We start from the raw sequence: 14,986 nt of genomic DNA on the forward strand, positions 1-14,986 counted from the left end.
TTTATACTTATTTACATTTATTTTTTATCTTTTTCTATTATACTACAAATTTCTTAAAAAAAAGAAGTTATCTCAAAAGTAAAAACTCCTAGAAAAAATAACCTCTTTTTTTTTATTTAATAATTAAATTCTTAAACTATACAATCAACTTAATTTCTATTCAGCTATATTGTAAACTTTTAACTCATCTTTATTTAAATGTTTCTTCTTAACTTCTACTAAAGCTTTTAGTGTATCCAAAGATGTCATTATTTCAGTAGAAAATTCAATAGCTGTTCTTCTTATCTTAAATCCATCTCTTGTAGAGTCATTTCCTTTAGTTGGTGTATTTATTACTATATCAACTTGTTTATTTCTTATAGCATCTAATATGTTTGGTCTAGATTCTTCTACTCTATTTACTATATCAGCCTCTATTCCATTTTCTCTTAAGCTATTAGCTGTTCCTTCTGTAGCAACAAAAGTATATCCTAATTCTTTCATATCTTTTGCTATCTCTATAAACTCATCTTTATCATGATTATTTACAGTAGCAAGTACTACTCCTCTTTCATCAGACATATGTCTACCTGCTGCCAAGAACCCTTTATATAAGGCTTCTTCTAAATTTTCTCCTACACCTAGGACTTCTCCTGTAGACTTCATTTCAGGTCCTAGACTTACTTCAACTTTAGATAATTTAGACATTGAGAATACTGGTACTTTTACTGATACTAATTTTGGCTCTTTGTAAACTCCTGTACCATATCCTAAATCCTTTAATTTAGCTCCTAACATACACTTAGTAGCCAAGTCAACTATTGGTACTCCACTTACTTTACTTATATATGGAACTGTTCTACTAGCTCTAGGGTTAACCTCAATTATATATAATTCATTTTGAAATTCTATAAACTGTATATTAACCATACCAAGCACATTAAGGTCTAAAGCTATTTTTTTAGTGTATTCTACTATCTTTTCTTTTATTTCATCAGATATATTTTGACTTGGATACATTGTTGTACTATCTCCAGAGTGAACTCCAGCTCTTTCTAAATGTTCCATTATACCAGGTATCAATATATCTTCCTTATCACATATAGCATCTACTTCTATTTCTCTACCAGTTAGATATTTATCTATAAGTACTGGATTTTTATGGTCTCTATCAAATGCATCTTGTAGGTATTGAGATAATTTTTCTTCGTTATAAGTTATTTCCATACCTTGACCACCAAGTACATAAGATGGTCTAACTAATACTGGATAACCTAACTCATTAGCAACTTCAATACCTTCGTTAAGTGACCATACACCCTTTCCTTTTGGTCTATTTATATCTAGTCTCTCTAGTAAATCATCAAATTTTTCTCTATCTTCTGCTGCATCTATATCATCAAAATCTGTTCCCAGTATAGGTATATTTTTTTCATGTAAAAACTTAGCCAATTTTATAGCTGTTTGTCCACCAAACTGTAGTATTACACCTTCTGGCTTTTCTTTTTCTATTATACTTAAAACTTCTTCTTCTGTTAATGGTTCAAAATACAGCTTATCTGATGTATCAAAGTCTGTACTTACAGTTTCAGGGTTATTGTTTATGATTATAGTTTCTATGTCCATTTTTCTTAAAGATTTTACACAGTGAACTGAACAATAGTCAAATTCTATACCTTGACCTATTCTTATTGGACCAGAACCTAATACTATCACCTTTTTCTTATCACTAACAACTACCTCATCATATTGCTCATAAGTTGAATAATAGTAAGGAGATATAGCATCTATCTCACCTGCACAAGTATCAACCATTTTATATGCTGGTTTTATATTGTATAGACTTCTCAATTCATATAATTTTTCTGGACTTATCTTCATTAGGTCAGATATACCTTTATCAGAGAATCCCTTTTTCTTTAATTCAAGAAGATAGTCTTTAGTTAAATCTTCAATTTTCATAACTTTTAATTTTTCTTCTTGCTCTACTATCCATTTAAATTTATTTATAAACCATTTATCTATACCTGTAATTTGTTCTATCATTTCTACTTTATAGCCTCTTCTTATCATTTCAGCTAAATCAAATAGTCTCTCATCATCAGGTACTACAACTCTTTTCTTTAATTCCTCTATGCTTCTCTCCTCAGATGGTGTGTGAACTAATGAATATTTTCCTGTTTCAAGTGATCTTATCCCTTTAAGAATAGCAGCCTCAAAATTACTTCCTATACTCATAATTTCACCAGTTGCCATCATCTTAGTTCCTAATTTTCTATTTGCTTTTTTAAATTTATCAAAAGGCCATTTTGGTATTTTTGCCACCACATAATCTATAGTTGGTTCAAAACAAGCATAAGTTTTTTTAGTTACTGCATTTTCTATCTCATCTAAAGTATAACCTAAAGCTATTTTTGACGAAACTTTAGCTATTGGATATCCTGTAGCTTTTGATGCTAAAGCTGATGATCTACTAACTCTTGGATTTATCTCTATAACTGCATATTCAAAACTATGTGGATTAAGTGCAAATTGAACGTTACAACCACCTTGAACTTCTACTGCATTTAATATATCTAAAGATGCTTTTTTAAGCATTGCACATTCTTTGTTACTTAAAGTTTGAGTTGGAGCAACAACTATACTGTCTCCTGTATGAACTCCGACTGGGTCTATATTTTCCATGTTACATACAACTATACAATTTCCCTTTGAATCTCTTATTACCTCATATTCTATTTCTTTCCAACCTTTTATACTCTTTTCAATTAATACTTGTCCAACAGGACTTAATTGTAGACCATGTGAAAGTATTTCTCTTAATTCTTCCTCATTATCAGCTATACCCCCACCAGTTCCACCTAGTGTGTATGCTGGTCTTACAACTACTGGATAACCAATTGTAAGTGCATAATCAAGACCTGCTTGTAAATCTGTAACTATATCACTAACTATTACAGGCTGATTTATTTCTTTCATTACTTCTCTAAATATATCTCTATCTTCACCTTTTTTGATAGATTCTACTGAAGTACCTATTATCTTTACTCCATATTTATCTAGTATGCCTTTTTCATAAAGTTCAACTGCTAGATTTAGCCCTGTTTGTCCACCCATACCTGCAAGTAAACTGTCTGGTCTTTCTTTTTCTATTATTTTTTCTATAAATTCTATTGTTAATGGTTCTATATATATTTTATCTGCCACTTCTTTATCAGTCATTATAGTGGCTGGATTACTATTTATTAATACAACTTCAATTCCTTCCTCTTTCAAAGACTGGCAAGCTTGTGTTCCTGAATAGTCAAACTCTGCAGCTTGACCTATTATTATTGGTCCTGACCCTAATACTAAAGTTTTCTTTATACTATCTAATTTAGGCATAAATTTTTCTCCTTATCTAAATGGTTTTTACTATCTGTAAATAATACTAAATCTATATTAATGCTAAGAATTTATTAAATATACAATCTAAATCTTCTTTTGTTGTGTATTCTGGAATGTATTGAACACTATATATTGGTAATTCCTTATGTCTCATTCCTTCTATAGTATTGTCATTTAAATTTATGTGAGTTACTTCTGTATTTTCTGGCATTTCTGAAACATTATATCCATGATTTTGAGAAGTTATAAATACCTTTCCAGTTTCTAAGCATTTAACTGGGTGATTACCTCCTCTATGTCCAAATACAAGCTTTGAAGTCTTTCCTCCTAATGCCAATGCTAAAATTTGATGTCCTAAACCTATTCCTGTCAATGGCTTTTTGCCTATTAATTTTTTTATATTTTCAACTATATCATTTATATCCTCTGGATTTCCTGGGCCATTAGATAATAAGATTAAGTCAGGATTTATATTTAAAATTTCTTCTACTGTAGTCATTGCTGGTACTATAGTTATATCACAGTTACAAGCTTTAAGAGACTCTAGTACACTATTTTTAATACCAAAGTCTATAACTACAACTTTAGCTCCAGTACCTTTTATATTTTCAATTTCTTTTCTTGTAACATTTTTTACTGAATCTTTGTTACAATGCTCTTCTAATTTAGACTGAACATCTTGTAATGATACATTTTCTAAAGTTATAATTCCTCTCTTAGTTCCATTGTTTCTAATAATTTTAGTTAATGCTCTTGTATCTATTCCTTCAAGTCCTATTACCTTATTTTGCTTTAGATATGTGTCTATATCCATTTCACATCTAAAATTATTTGGGTTATCACTTTTTTCTCTTACAATAAGTCCTTTTACTTGCACCTTATTTGATTCAACATCTTCTAAATTTATTCCATAGTTTCCTATAAGTGGATAAGTCATAGTAACTATTTGTCCATAATAAGTTGCATCTGTCAATAGTTCTCCATACCCAGCCATTGAAGTATTAAATACAACTTCTCCAATAGCTTCCTTTAGATATCCAAATGCTTTTCCTTCAAATACTGTTCCATCTTCTAAAATTAATTTCCCCTTCATATAAGCTACCTCCCAAATATTTTATCTAAGCATTTTCTATTTCTCTTACAATATTAATAGCTGATTCTCTTGGATTTTCTGCTTTTGTTATAGGTCTTCCAACAACTAAATAATGAGCACCTTTTTTTATTGCATCTGATGGAGTTACAACTCTTTTTTGGTCTCCAACCTCTGCTGATTTAGGTCTTATTCCTGGGCAAACTGTTATAAAATCAGTTCCACATGCTTCTACTATTTTATCTACTTCTTGCGCTGAACAAACAACCCCATCTATTCCTGATTCTTTTGCCAGTTTAGCTCTCTTTATAGCTAACTCTTCTGTTGTCATATTACATCCTATGTCCTGTAAATCTTGGTTGCTTAATGAAGTTAAAACTGTTACTCCAACTACTAATGGCTTTTCTATATTTAATCTTTCTGCTTCTTCCCTAGCAATTAGTGCACATTGTCTCATTCCTTCCATATCTGATACATGTATTGTCATTAACCAAACATTATCTCTCACTGCAGCTCTCACTGCACTTTTCATAGTATTTGGTATATCATGGAATTTAAGGTCTAAAAATATTTTTTTCCCTTTTTCTTTAAGATAATCTATTGTTTTACCTTTTGTGGCAACGTATTGCTCTAGCCCTACCTTAAATATGTCTACACTATCTTCTAATCTGTCTATTAGTTCTTTAGCTTTATCAAATTCGTCAGTATCAATTGCAACTATCAATTTTTCTTTACCATTTATCATTTTTACATCTCCTTTTTAATAAAGCCTAAATAATCATAAAAAAATCCTCACACCAAAAGAGGCATAAGGATTTTATCTATACATAACTCTATTCATTAGCTATGAGATATCTTTCCCAGTCTCTCTGGACTAGTTTAAAAGACTTTATTATATTTAAATTTTTATTTTATACTCATCAAAAACCTCTAGAAGATTTACTAGAGGTTATATACTAACATTATCTATAACCCTTTAGTCTCTCTGGACTACTTTAAGGAATTTAGCTGTAATATTTTTCTTTATTTATATAACTTTATGTATCTATAGGATAATTTAAAGTTTTATCTTTTTTATAATTAAACCACTAATTGCTTTTTATGTCAATAAGTCTTTGAATTATTCTTCATCTTTATCAAACAATTTTTTCTCAAAATATGATTCTGCATTATATATTGCAGCAACTGGATTATGCCCAGTTACTCTATCTTTGACAACTAAAGTTGTTATAGGAGCTTCCATATATTTCATGGCTAAAGTATCGTGACCAACACATAATCCAAGAATTACATTAAGGTCAACCTTAGCTTCATTTAAAAATAAAGCTTGTCCTATTGGATTGCACATTACCTCATCTGAACACTTTGATATTGTTTGAGATGCTTCTAGTCCAATTGTACTCTTAGGCATTGCCCCATTTTTACATATAACAGAAAATACTTCAAACCCATGATGTTCAAATATTTTTTGCACTGTTTGCATTTCTCTTTTTAGTCCAATACAAAATGCTATGCCAATCTTTTTATAACCACACTTTTTAGCAAACTCTATAATCTCTTTTAGTCTAGTATATTGACAATACCCCTCTGCTTCAACTAATCCAGCATTATAAGCTATTTTTCTATTCTCTTCTTCTTCATAAAGTTGCTTTGCTTTTTGTTGTAGTTCAATTTCTCTAGTTGGACATATCTTCATTAATTTATCCATATTTCCATTAGAACAGCCTCTAAGATTACATTTTCCACACTTATACATATCCAATATCCCCTTCCAAAATTTTATTCATCTTGCGATTCTTCTTTTTCTAGAGTTACATTTTCTTCTTGGGTTTCTTCTTCTGGTTTCACATGCTCGACTACAGTTATAAAATATGATTTTCCTATTTTATTCCTTATAGGAAGTTTTTCATATGAAACATCTATTTTATTTTTTATACAAGCTATATCAAAATGTCTTAAGGCTACACCTAAGCTAACCTTATTCATATCTTCACAGTGTTTCTTAGGTCTCTTTTCAAATAAATGAAGACCTCGTTCATCCTTATGGAAATACCACGGTTGAGAATTTTTTACAGATGGAGCTCTTCTTGTCAATTCTAAGATATCTTTCCACTTTCTATTCCTATTTATCTTATTTATCATATCTTTTACTGGCTTTCTATCAGGTCTAGCATATCTCGTCCTAAACAACTCTTCATTTTTTGCTGGATATCCAAATGCTATTATTATATAAGGATTTTCTATTTTGTTTTCATCATCTTCTTCTGTTTTTATTCCAGCTAGATAATCTAAATCATCTTCCTCATCTTCTTCAAAATTCTTATTCCCAATATCTACAAATTCCAAGATATCTTCTCTCTTTAAGTTTCCTTCCAACCAGCAAGTAGCTATTCCCAATGTTGTAAGGCGCAAAACTACACCTTCTGTAGCAAATCCTATATTCTGTAAATAGTCCTCACCTTTGTCTGATGTAACTACTATATAATGAGGTGCCTTTACTTTACATTCCTTACCCATCAAAAAATGTATTATATGACCTCTATCAACAACATGTGCTTTAATATTTAAATCTTCATTTAAGTATTCTAAATTTTTACAACTTCTTTTTATTTCTTCCATCAATGGCTTTTTTATCTTCTTACTGGAAAAATTTCTTACAGATTTTCTATAAAAAATGGCTTCATAAAGCTCCATTTATGCCCTCCTAACTGAAATCTTCTGACGTATAAACTCTATAAATTTATATAAATACTTTATATTTTTTATAGTTTTATTTCCTTTTTCCTCCTGCCCTATTTTGAAATTCATAAGAATATCTACTCTAGTTTAATATAGCATTCAAAAGGCTTAAATTCTACCTTATCAATGTCTATACATTAGCATAATTTTTTTATTTGATTTTCTATGCTAATTTAAATAACAACACTAGCTATTACCTTTTTAATTAAGCTTTGCCAGAAAAATTTTTTTTCATTTATAAATATCTATCTCATTATTATATTATAAGTTTTTTTCGGTATTCTTGTATAGCTTTTCACTAAAAAAGTATTTTTATTTCTACTTTAATATTATTATCAACAAAAAACATACTGCTTAAATAAGTTTGTTATCCTCATAATTTGTTTTAATTAAAATATTTTTTTTATTTCTCAATCTATAAAGTATAAATATTTTGAATATGACCCAAAATCTAAGTAAAGTTATAATATTTTATAAGTTGTTCAATATTAAAAACATAAGTAATGTTATAATACTTTATAAGTTATTCAATATTAAAAATATAGGAGGATAAATATGAATTTAAATAGAAATTTAGAAAAATACGCTGAATTAGCAATAAAAGTTGGAGTTAACATACAGCCAGGTCAAATTCTACTTATAAAGTCACCAATAGAATGTGCTGATTTTGCAAGAAATGCACTTAAAGAAGCATATAAATGTGGTGCTAAAAATGTTTATATAGAGTGGTCTGATGAAGAAAGTACTCTTATTAAATACTTATATGCTCCAGATGAAGCATTTCATGAGTTCCCCAAATGGACAGCAGAACAATATGTAGATATAGCAAAAGAAGGTGGGGCATTTTTATCAGTCTATGCCCAAAATCCAGATTTATTAAAAGATGTTGACCCTGAAAGAGTTGCAAATTTTCAGAAGGCATCTGGAAAAGCTTTAAAAGAATGGCGTTCTTACACTCTAACTGATAAATGTAAATGGAGTATAGTCTCTGTGCCAACAAAAGATTGGGCAAAAAAAGTGTTTCCAAATTTATCAGAAGATAAAGCAATAGAAAAACTGTGGGATGCTATATTTAAATGTTCAAGAGTAGATGGTCAGGACCCTATAAAAGCATGGGAAGAACATAATGAAAATCTTAAATCTAAAATGGACTTTCTAAATAAAAATAACTTTAAAACTTTAAAATATAAATCCTCAAAAACTGATTTGACTCTAGACTTGCCAAAGGGTCATGTTTGGCTAAGTGGAGCATCCAAAGACCCTAATGGAATAAGTTTTAATCCGAATATTCCAACTGAAGAGATTTTTGGAATGCCACATAAGTTTAAAGTAAATGGAACTGTTTATAGTACAAAACCTCTTGTTTATGGTGGAAACATAATTGACAATTTCTTCTTAACATTTAAAGATGGTAAAATAATAGATTTCTCTGCTGAAAAGGGACTAGATACACTAGAAAAACTTATTGAAACGGATGAAGGCTCTCATTATTTAGGAGAAGTTGCTCTTGTTCCATACAACTCGCCAATATCCAATACGGATATAATTTTTTATAATACTCTATATGATGAAAATGCTTCTTGCCACTTTGCAATTGGTTCTGCTTATAAGACTTGTCTGGAAGGTGGAAACAATTTAAAAGATGAAGAATTGGATGAACATGGTGTAAATGATAGTTTAACACATGTAGATTTTATGATTGGTTCTGCTGATATGGATATTATTGGTGAGACTTATGATGGAAAGCAAATACAGATTTTTAAAAATGGTAATTGGGCTTTTTAACATATGATTTTAACTAAAAAGGGCTGATGGAAGTTATACCAGACTTCCCAGCCCTTTTTAATGTTGATGATAAATATTTTTTATATTAATTAATCTCATTATTATAGATTAATTCCTATTGTTTTAAACATAAGTATCTAAAACTTATATTTATATTATATATAAAATATCCTATTTAGTAAAACCTTTATTTTAATTTATATGCTAAAAATTTAACTTTGCTATTTCAACAGCAGACTTTGCATCCTTTGAATAATAATCAGCACCCATTTCTTCAGCGTATTCTTCTGTCAAAACTGCACCTCCTACAAATACCTTTGCATTTATCTCATTATCTCTCAGTGCCTGAATTGTATCTTTCATACTTTGAACAGTCGTAGTCATAAGTGCACTTAATCCTACTAATTTTATATTTCTATTTTTAGCAACTTCCACTACTTCTTCAATAGGGACATCCTTACCTAAATCTATAACCTCATATCCATAATTTTCTAGCATTATTTTTACTATATTTTTCCCAATATCATGGATATCACCTTTTACTGTAGCAACTATTATTTTTCCTTTGGATACATTATTGCTACTTTTACTTAATAAAGTTTCCTTTATTGTATTTAATGAAACTTTTACCGTTTCTGCTGATTGAATCAATTGTGGTAAAAATATATCTCCACTATCATATCTTTTTCCTACTTTATCAAGAGCAGGAATTAAAATCTCATCTAATATATAATTTTCATCCTTCTCTTTTAAAAGATTCAGTGTTACATTTTTTGCTTCATCTTTTAATCCTCTTTCAACTAAAATATCCAAGGGCAAATCTTTATCAATCTTTGTAGATGAATCCGACTTTTTTGAATTATTTATATTGCTATATTGATTTATATAGTTTATACATCCTTTATCTGTGTTATTTAATATTTTAAAAGAATTGATAGCTTCCATCATACTATATTCATTTGGATTTATAATTGCTAAATCAAGCCCTGCCCCTAAAGCTAATGTTAGAAAAGAAGCATTAAGTGCTTTCCTATTTGGAAGACCAAATGAAATATTTGAAACACCTAATATAGTTTTTACTCCTAGTGTCTTTACCATTGTTATAGCTTTTATAGTTTCTATTGCTTCTTCTTGTTGTGCTGAAACAGTTAATGATAAACAGTCTATAAATATATCTTTTGGTTTTATCCCATAAGAAACTGCTCTATTAACTATCCTTTTTGCTATTTCAAATCTTTCTTCAGCCTTTTTAGGTATCCCCTTTTCATCAAGTGTAAGTCCAACCACACATGAACCATACTTTTTAACTATTGGTAATATACTTTCTAAAGACTCCTCTTTGCCATTTACAGAGTTTACTATTGTTCTACCATTATAATATCTAAGTCCTTGCTCTAAGGCCTCTACATTGGAAGAATCAACTTGTAAAGGTGTATCTACTACTGCTTGAATCTCTCTTATTAATTTTGGCATTAGTTTTTTTTCATCAATCTCTGGAAGACCAACATTTACTCCAAGTATTTGTGCTCCAGCATTTACTTGTTCTAAACCTAAATTTATAGCATAATCAACATTTTCATTTTTTAATGCTTCTTGTAGAGATTTTCTATCTGTGGGATTCAATCTTTCTCCAACAACTGTAGGCGATTGTACTTCCACAAATTTTGATGGTGAACAGACTACACATTTATCAATTTTCTCGATACATCCCTTTGTAACAGAATTTATATTCTCAGATATTTCTTTTATAAAACTTGGATTCGTACCACAACATCCACCTATTATAGTAGCACCAACTTCAACGAACTTTTTAACCCCTTCAAAAAATTCTTTTGCATCAACATCATATATAGCCTCTCCATCAACTATATTTGGAAGACCTGCATTTGCTTGAACCATAACAGGGACTGTAGCTCTTGATGCTATTTTTTCAACTATTGGTAAAAGTTGTTTAGGTCCTAATGAACAATTAACTCCTATTGCATCTACACCTAGACCTTCTATAGTAGCCACCATACATTCTGGCATACATCCAGTAAAACTTCTTCCACCTTCATCAAATGTCATAGTACAGAAAATAGGTAAATCAGAGTTTTCTTTTGCTGCTAATACAGCTACTTTAGCTTCATATAAATCCATCATAGTCTCTATTACTATTACATCAACTCCAGATTTAACGCCTTGTAGTACTTGTCTTTTAAATATTTCATATGCTTTATCAAAACTTAAAGTACCCATAGGCTCTAGCATTTCTCCTATAGGACCAATATCTAAAGCTACATATCTTGGTTTAGTATTATCTACATTTTCTATAGCTTTTCTAGCCACCAAAACAGCATTGTCAATCACTTCTTCTACAGTATACTTACTATCTAATTTTAGTTCATTACATCCAAAAGTATTTGTAAGAATTACATTCGAACCTGCCTCTAAGTATGCTGTATGTATTTCTATAAGTTTATCTGGATTTTGAAGACCAAATACTTCTGGATTTTCACCTAACTTTAACCCTTTTTGTTGAAGCATTGTTCCCATTGCACCATCAAATATTAATATATTATTTTTCAGATATTGTCTTATTTCCACAAGAGTTCGCTCCTTTTCTATATGTACAGTTTCTATAGTTTTTACAATTTTCACACGACTTTTCTTTCTTAGATTTATTTATTCTTGTATTAGAAATACCTATAATAGCCACTACTGACTTTCTCGGTATCATAATTCCATTAGAAGTAATTGTTAGACCTATTTGTTTTTGAGCATTCAAAACGTTTAATATATCTATATTTTTTTCTATTGGTAAATCTCCATATCCTGGGCTATATCGCATAGTTATAAATTTATCTTGCTTTAAAAAAACCTTTTCTAAATTATTTTGAACAATGTCACACACTTCTTCTATTGCTGTTGTTCCACATGAATCAATTATTAGTCCTTTTGTTAAATTTGAATAAGAGTGTCGTCTTATTTCTTTTTCTATATCTATCCCTATAGTAGCTGCCATAATTACACACTCATTACATTCTTTTAAAAGTTCATATACATCTTTACTCTCTAATGTTAAATTTGTTCCCTCTAATTCTACAACATTATCTTTATTTATTTTAATAGGATAAATCCTAGATAAATATCTAGGATTTATTTTATTTTTAGTTATAGCTACACATTCATCAATAGTATATTTAAGGTCTTTATCTATCTCTTGACCTCTGTATTGTAAATATCTTAAAACTTCACTTTGATTTATGCTTATATCTTCTCTTCCAATTAAATTATTCTCCATATATATTTAAAGAAAATCCTTTATCTAAAACATCTTTTGCATATTCCTTTGCCCCAAATAAAGATAAGTCTCTGTAGTTTCCACATTCTATAGCTGTAGCTGCTGGCATTTTATCTGATTCAAGAACTTTTTTTAATGCTTCTTCTAAACCAATCTTAACTGTTTTGGCATCTACATCTCCCCATAGTATTAAATAAAATCCTGTTCTACATCCCATTGGAGATAAGTCTATTACACCATCTAATGTATCTCTTAAATAAGTAGCTAAAAGATGCTCTAAACCGTGCATAGCAGCAGTTCCAAAACTTTCTACATTTGGCTGTAAAAATCTCAAGTCAAATTTAGTTACTTTATCTCCCTTTACTCCATCAAGTACACTACACTTTCTTACAAAAGGAGCTTTTACTTTTGTATGGTCTAGCTTAAAACTTTCTACTTTTTCCATTATTTAATCCTCCATTATACTTTAAAATTTGTTACATTAATTCTAAAAAAAACTCTTCCTATCTATTATTGATAAGAAGAGTATATTATTTCAAGTCATCTCATCGTTGTTAGCAGGACCACCTGATAAAAGGTTGGTATAGGATCACTGAGCTAACTCTCTCCCCTAACTCTTGATAAGTATCTTATTAAACTGACTTAAATTATATATTACTTTTTTATTTTTGTAAACACTTTATTGTTATAATATTTATATCACATAATCGTACTTTTATTTTATAACTAAGCTGATTGTATTATTGGCAGTTGTACTTCAAACATAGTTTGATATTTATCGCTTGAAACAGTAATTTCTCCATCATGTAAATTTACAATATTTTTTGTAATCGCAAGACCCAATCCAGAACCTCCAACATTTCTATTTCTCGATTTTTCAACTCTATAAAATCTATCAAATATATTTGGTAAATCTAACACTGGAATTGGTTCCCCATAATTTATCACTTTTACAACCGCCATATCTTCCTTTTTCTCTGTGACTATATCTACATAATGCCCATCTTTTCCATATTTCACAGCATTAGTTATAAGATTTTCAAATGCTCTTACCAATTTATTTGGATCAGCTTTTACAATTAATTTTTCTTCATTAAAATTAATTCTACTAACCATAAATTCTTGTTTAAAATAAATTTCAAATTGAGATACTACTTGACTTAATAACTCTACTAAATTTATTTCTATTTTGTTTAATTTTATTGTATTATTTTGCATTTTAGTCAATTCAAACAAATCATTTATAAGAACATTTAAATTTTTCGATTTTTCATATGCAATATCAACATAATACATCATCTGAACTTCATCTTTATACTTACCTTCTTCTATCACTCCTAAATAACCCATTATGGATGTCAAAGGTGTTCTTAAGTCATGTGACACATTTGTTATTAAATCTGTTTTTGTCTGCTGAGCTTGTCTCTCTTCAATAGTTATATTTCTAAGTTGATGGACTATATTATTGATTTTATGTGCTAGTTCATCAATATCATCCTTTTCTTTATCCTTTAATATATCTAAATCATACTCAATATCTATACTTTTTTCTAAGTTACCTTCATCCATTAAATTTACAGCACTTTTAATGATTTCTAATTTTTGATTTTTTCTATTAGTCTTTCTTATAAAATCTACAATTTGCTTATTTCTCTTGTACGATATAATGGAATAAATTGCTAATGATGTGATTGTAAATAAAAATGGATAAAATAAATCATACCCTATAAGACTTCTGAAATCTCTTGCTTGATATACAAGTTGATTAACTACAGACATATCACTATTGACATATAATGATTTTATTATATACATACTTGTTAAAATAAGCATTGAAGTTAAAGCACAGCTTATTATAAGATCTAATATGGGTCGAAACATATGATTTAATAAACTTTTATTTTTCAATTTTATATCCTACTCCCCATACAGTATGAATTATTTTTTCTCCATCTGTATATTTTTCAATTTTATCTCTTATTCTGCTCATATGAACCATTACAGTATTATTAGATTGGTAATATTTCTCTTTCCATACCTTTTCAAATATTTCTTCTGTACTATATACTCTGCCTTTATTATTTGCTAGTAAATATAATATATCAAATTCTCTTGATGTCAAAATTATTTCATTTCCAGCCACTGTTACACTATGTTTTTCCTTATCTATAATTACTACTCCAACCTTTATGACATCTTTATCTTCATTATTAGCACCACTAAAATAATATGCTCTTCTAATCAGCGACTTCACTCTCACAGTAAGTTCAAGTGGGTTAAATGGTTTTGTCAAATAGTCATCTGCACCAGTCATTATCCCTTGTATTTTATCCATGTCTTCTGATTTTGCACTTAACATAAGTATTGGTATATTCAAACTTTCTCTAACTTTTCTACAAACTTCTATCCCATCCATTTTAGGCATCATTATATCCAATATCATTAAATGAATATTTTCCTTTTTTAAAATATCTAGAGCCTCTTTTCCATCTTCAGCTTTAATTACATTATATCCACTATTTAAAAGATATATCTCTATAAGGTCTCTTATTTCCTTTTCATCATCCACAACAAGAACTGTATTATTCATTTTTACACATCCTAACTTAATCTTTGTATATAGCTTTATTCATATAAAATTATACTATATTTTAGTTAGTGTAATCTATAAATTTATTAATTTCTAAATTTCCAATATAATACAAATTATTTACACATTTATA

The 14,986-nt window shown here is 29.1% G+C and carries 11 protein-coding genes; 1 reads left to right on the forward strand and 10 read right to left on the reverse strand.

Annotated elements, in window-relative coordinates; translation table 11 throughout:
• Positions 1 to 156: 156 nt before the first annotated feature.
• The 5 genes from carB to CDIF1296T_RS18660 form a co-directional block, all read right to left on the reverse strand.
• Complete coding sequence (carB, locus tag CDIF1296T_RS18640) at positions 157 to 3,363, reverse strand: carbamoyl-phosphate synthase large subunit (protein ID WP_011862003.1); 3,207 nt, start codon at positions 3,361 to 3,363, stop codon at positions 157 to 159.
• A 52-nt stretch (positions 3,364 to 3,415) separates the two neighbouring features.
• Entirely contained in the window at positions 3,416 to 4,459 is a 1,044-nt protein-coding gene (carA, locus tag CDIF1296T_RS18645; protein WP_009898781.1) for a glutamine-hydrolyzing carbamoyl-phosphate synthase small subunit, read from the reverse strand.
• Positions 4,460 to 4,484: 25 nt separating this feature from the next.
• Positions 4,485 to 5,201 carry an orotidine-5'-phosphate decarboxylase gene (gene pyrF / locus CDIF1296T_RS18650; RefSeq protein ID WP_003429162.1) on the reverse strand — a complete coding sequence of 239 codons (717 nt, stop codon included), beginning with the start codon at positions 5,199 to 5,201 and terminating at the stop codon, positions 4,485 to 4,487.
• 375 nt (positions 5,202 to 5,576) lie between these two features.
• Complete coding sequence (locus CDIF1296T_RS18655) at positions 5,577 to 6,212, reverse strand: DUF1847 domain-containing protein (protein WP_003435816.1); 636 nt, start codon at positions 6,210 to 6,212, stop codon at positions 5,577 to 5,579.
• A 23-nt stretch (positions 6,213 to 6,235) separates the two neighbouring features.
• Positions 6,236 to 7,150 (reverse strand): nitroreductase family protein, encoded by a 915-nt coding sequence (locus CDIF1296T_RS18660; RefSeq protein ID WP_003435814.1) that lies wholly within the window; start codon positions 7,148 to 7,150, stop codon positions 6,236 to 6,238.
• Between the two features lie 600 nt (positions 7,151 to 7,750).
• On the opposite strand from CDIF1296T_RS18660, the gene CDIF1296T_RS18665 reads away from it, so the two are divergent.
• Positions 7,751 to 8,980: an aminopeptidase gene (locus CDIF1296T_RS18665; protein ID WP_003429165.1), complete on the forward strand. Its 1,230-nt coding sequence runs from the start codon at positions 7,751 to 7,753 to the stop codon at positions 8,978 to 8,980.
• A 204-nt stretch (positions 8,981 to 9,184) separates the two neighbouring features.
• Here the strand turns inward: CDIF1296T_RS18665 and CDIF1296T_RS18670 are convergent, their stop codons facing one another.
• The 5 genes from CDIF1296T_RS18670 to CDIF1296T_RS18690 all read right to left on the reverse strand — a co-directional run bounded on the left by CDIF1296T_RS18670 (position 9,185) and on the right by CDIF1296T_RS18690 (position 14,853).
• Entirely contained in the window at positions 9,185 to 11,566 is a 2,382-nt protein-coding gene (locus CDIF1296T_RS18670) for a homocysteine S-methyltransferase family protein (RefSeq protein ID WP_018112609.1), read from the reverse strand.
• Complete coding sequence (locus CDIF1296T_RS18675) at positions 11,538 to 12,263, reverse strand: vitamin B12 dependent-methionine synthase activation domain-containing protein (RefSeq protein WP_003435810.1); 726 nt, start codon at positions 12,261 to 12,263, stop codon at positions 11,538 to 11,540. The genes CDIF1296T_RS18670 and CDIF1296T_RS18675 overlap by 29 nt, the downstream gene beginning before the upstream one ends.
• On the reverse strand, positions 12,253 to 12,708 hold the full coding sequence (locus CDIF1296T_RS18680; RefSeq protein ID WP_003422312.1) for an S-ribosylhomocysteine lyase: 456 nt from the start codon (positions 12,706 to 12,708) through the stop codon (positions 12,253 to 12,255). The genes CDIF1296T_RS18675 and CDIF1296T_RS18680 overlap by 11 nt, the downstream gene beginning before the upstream one ends.
• 281 nt (positions 12,709 to 12,989) lie before the next feature.
• Complete coding sequence (locus CDIF1296T_RS18685; RefSeq protein ID WP_021390726.1) at positions 12,990 to 14,096, reverse strand: sensor histidine kinase; 1,107 nt, start codon at positions 14,094 to 14,096, stop codon at positions 12,990 to 12,992.
• Between the two features lie 64 nt (positions 14,097 to 14,160).
• Positions 14,161 to 14,853: a response regulator transcription factor gene (locus CDIF1296T_RS18690; RefSeq protein ID WP_003435805.1), complete on the reverse strand. Its 693-nt coding sequence runs from the start codon at positions 14,851 to 14,853 to the stop codon at positions 14,161 to 14,163.
• Positions 14,854 to 14,986: the final 133 nt, after the last annotated feature.

The organism is Clostridioides difficile ATCC 9689 = DSM 1296 (assembly GCF_001077535.1).
GTDB lineage: Bacteria > Bacillota > Clostridia > Peptostreptococcales > Peptostreptococcaceae > Clostridioides > Clostridioides difficile.

Bases quoted from the DNA above. Each gene is read 5' to 3' on its own strand.
- CDIF1296T_RS18660 (WP_003435814.1), bottom strand. From the start codon at position 7,150: ATGGAGCTTTATGAAGCCATTTTTTATAGAAAATCTGTAAGAAATTTT.
- CDIF1296T_RS18685 (WP_021390726.1), bottom strand. From the start codon at position 14,096: ATGCTTATTTTAACAAGTATGTATATAATAAAATCATTATATGTCAAT.
- CDIF1296T_RS18680 (WP_003422312.1), bottom strand. From the start codon at position 12,708: ATGGAAAAAGTAGAAAGTTTTAAGCTAGACCATACAAAAGTAAAAGCT.
- carA (WP_009898781.1), bottom strand. From the start codon at position 4,459: ATGAAGGGGAAATTAATTTTAGAAGATGGAACAGTATTTGAAGGAAAA.
- CDIF1296T_RS18675 (WP_003435810.1), bottom strand. From the start codon at position 12,263: ATGGAGAATAATTTAATTGGAAGAGAAGATATAAGCATAAATCAAAGT.
- carB (WP_011862003.1), bottom strand. From the start codon at position 3,363: ATGCCTAAATTAGATAGTATAAAGAAAACTTTAGTATTAGGGTCAGGA.
- pyrF (WP_003429162.1), bottom strand. From the start codon at position 5,201: ATGATAAATGGTAAAGAAAAATTGATAGTTGCAATTGATACTGACGAA.
- CDIF1296T_RS18690 (WP_003435805.1), bottom strand. From the start codon at position 14,853: ATGAATAATACAGTTCTTGTTGTGGATGATGAAAAGGAAATAAGAGAC.
- CDIF1296T_RS18655 (WP_003435816.1), bottom strand. From the start codon at position 6,212: ATGTATAAGTGTGGAAAATGTAATCTTAGAGGCTGTTCTAATGGAAAT.
- CDIF1296T_RS18665 (WP_003429165.1), top strand. From the start codon at position 7,751: ATGAATTTAAATAGAAATTTAGAAAAATACGCTGAATTAGCAATAAAA.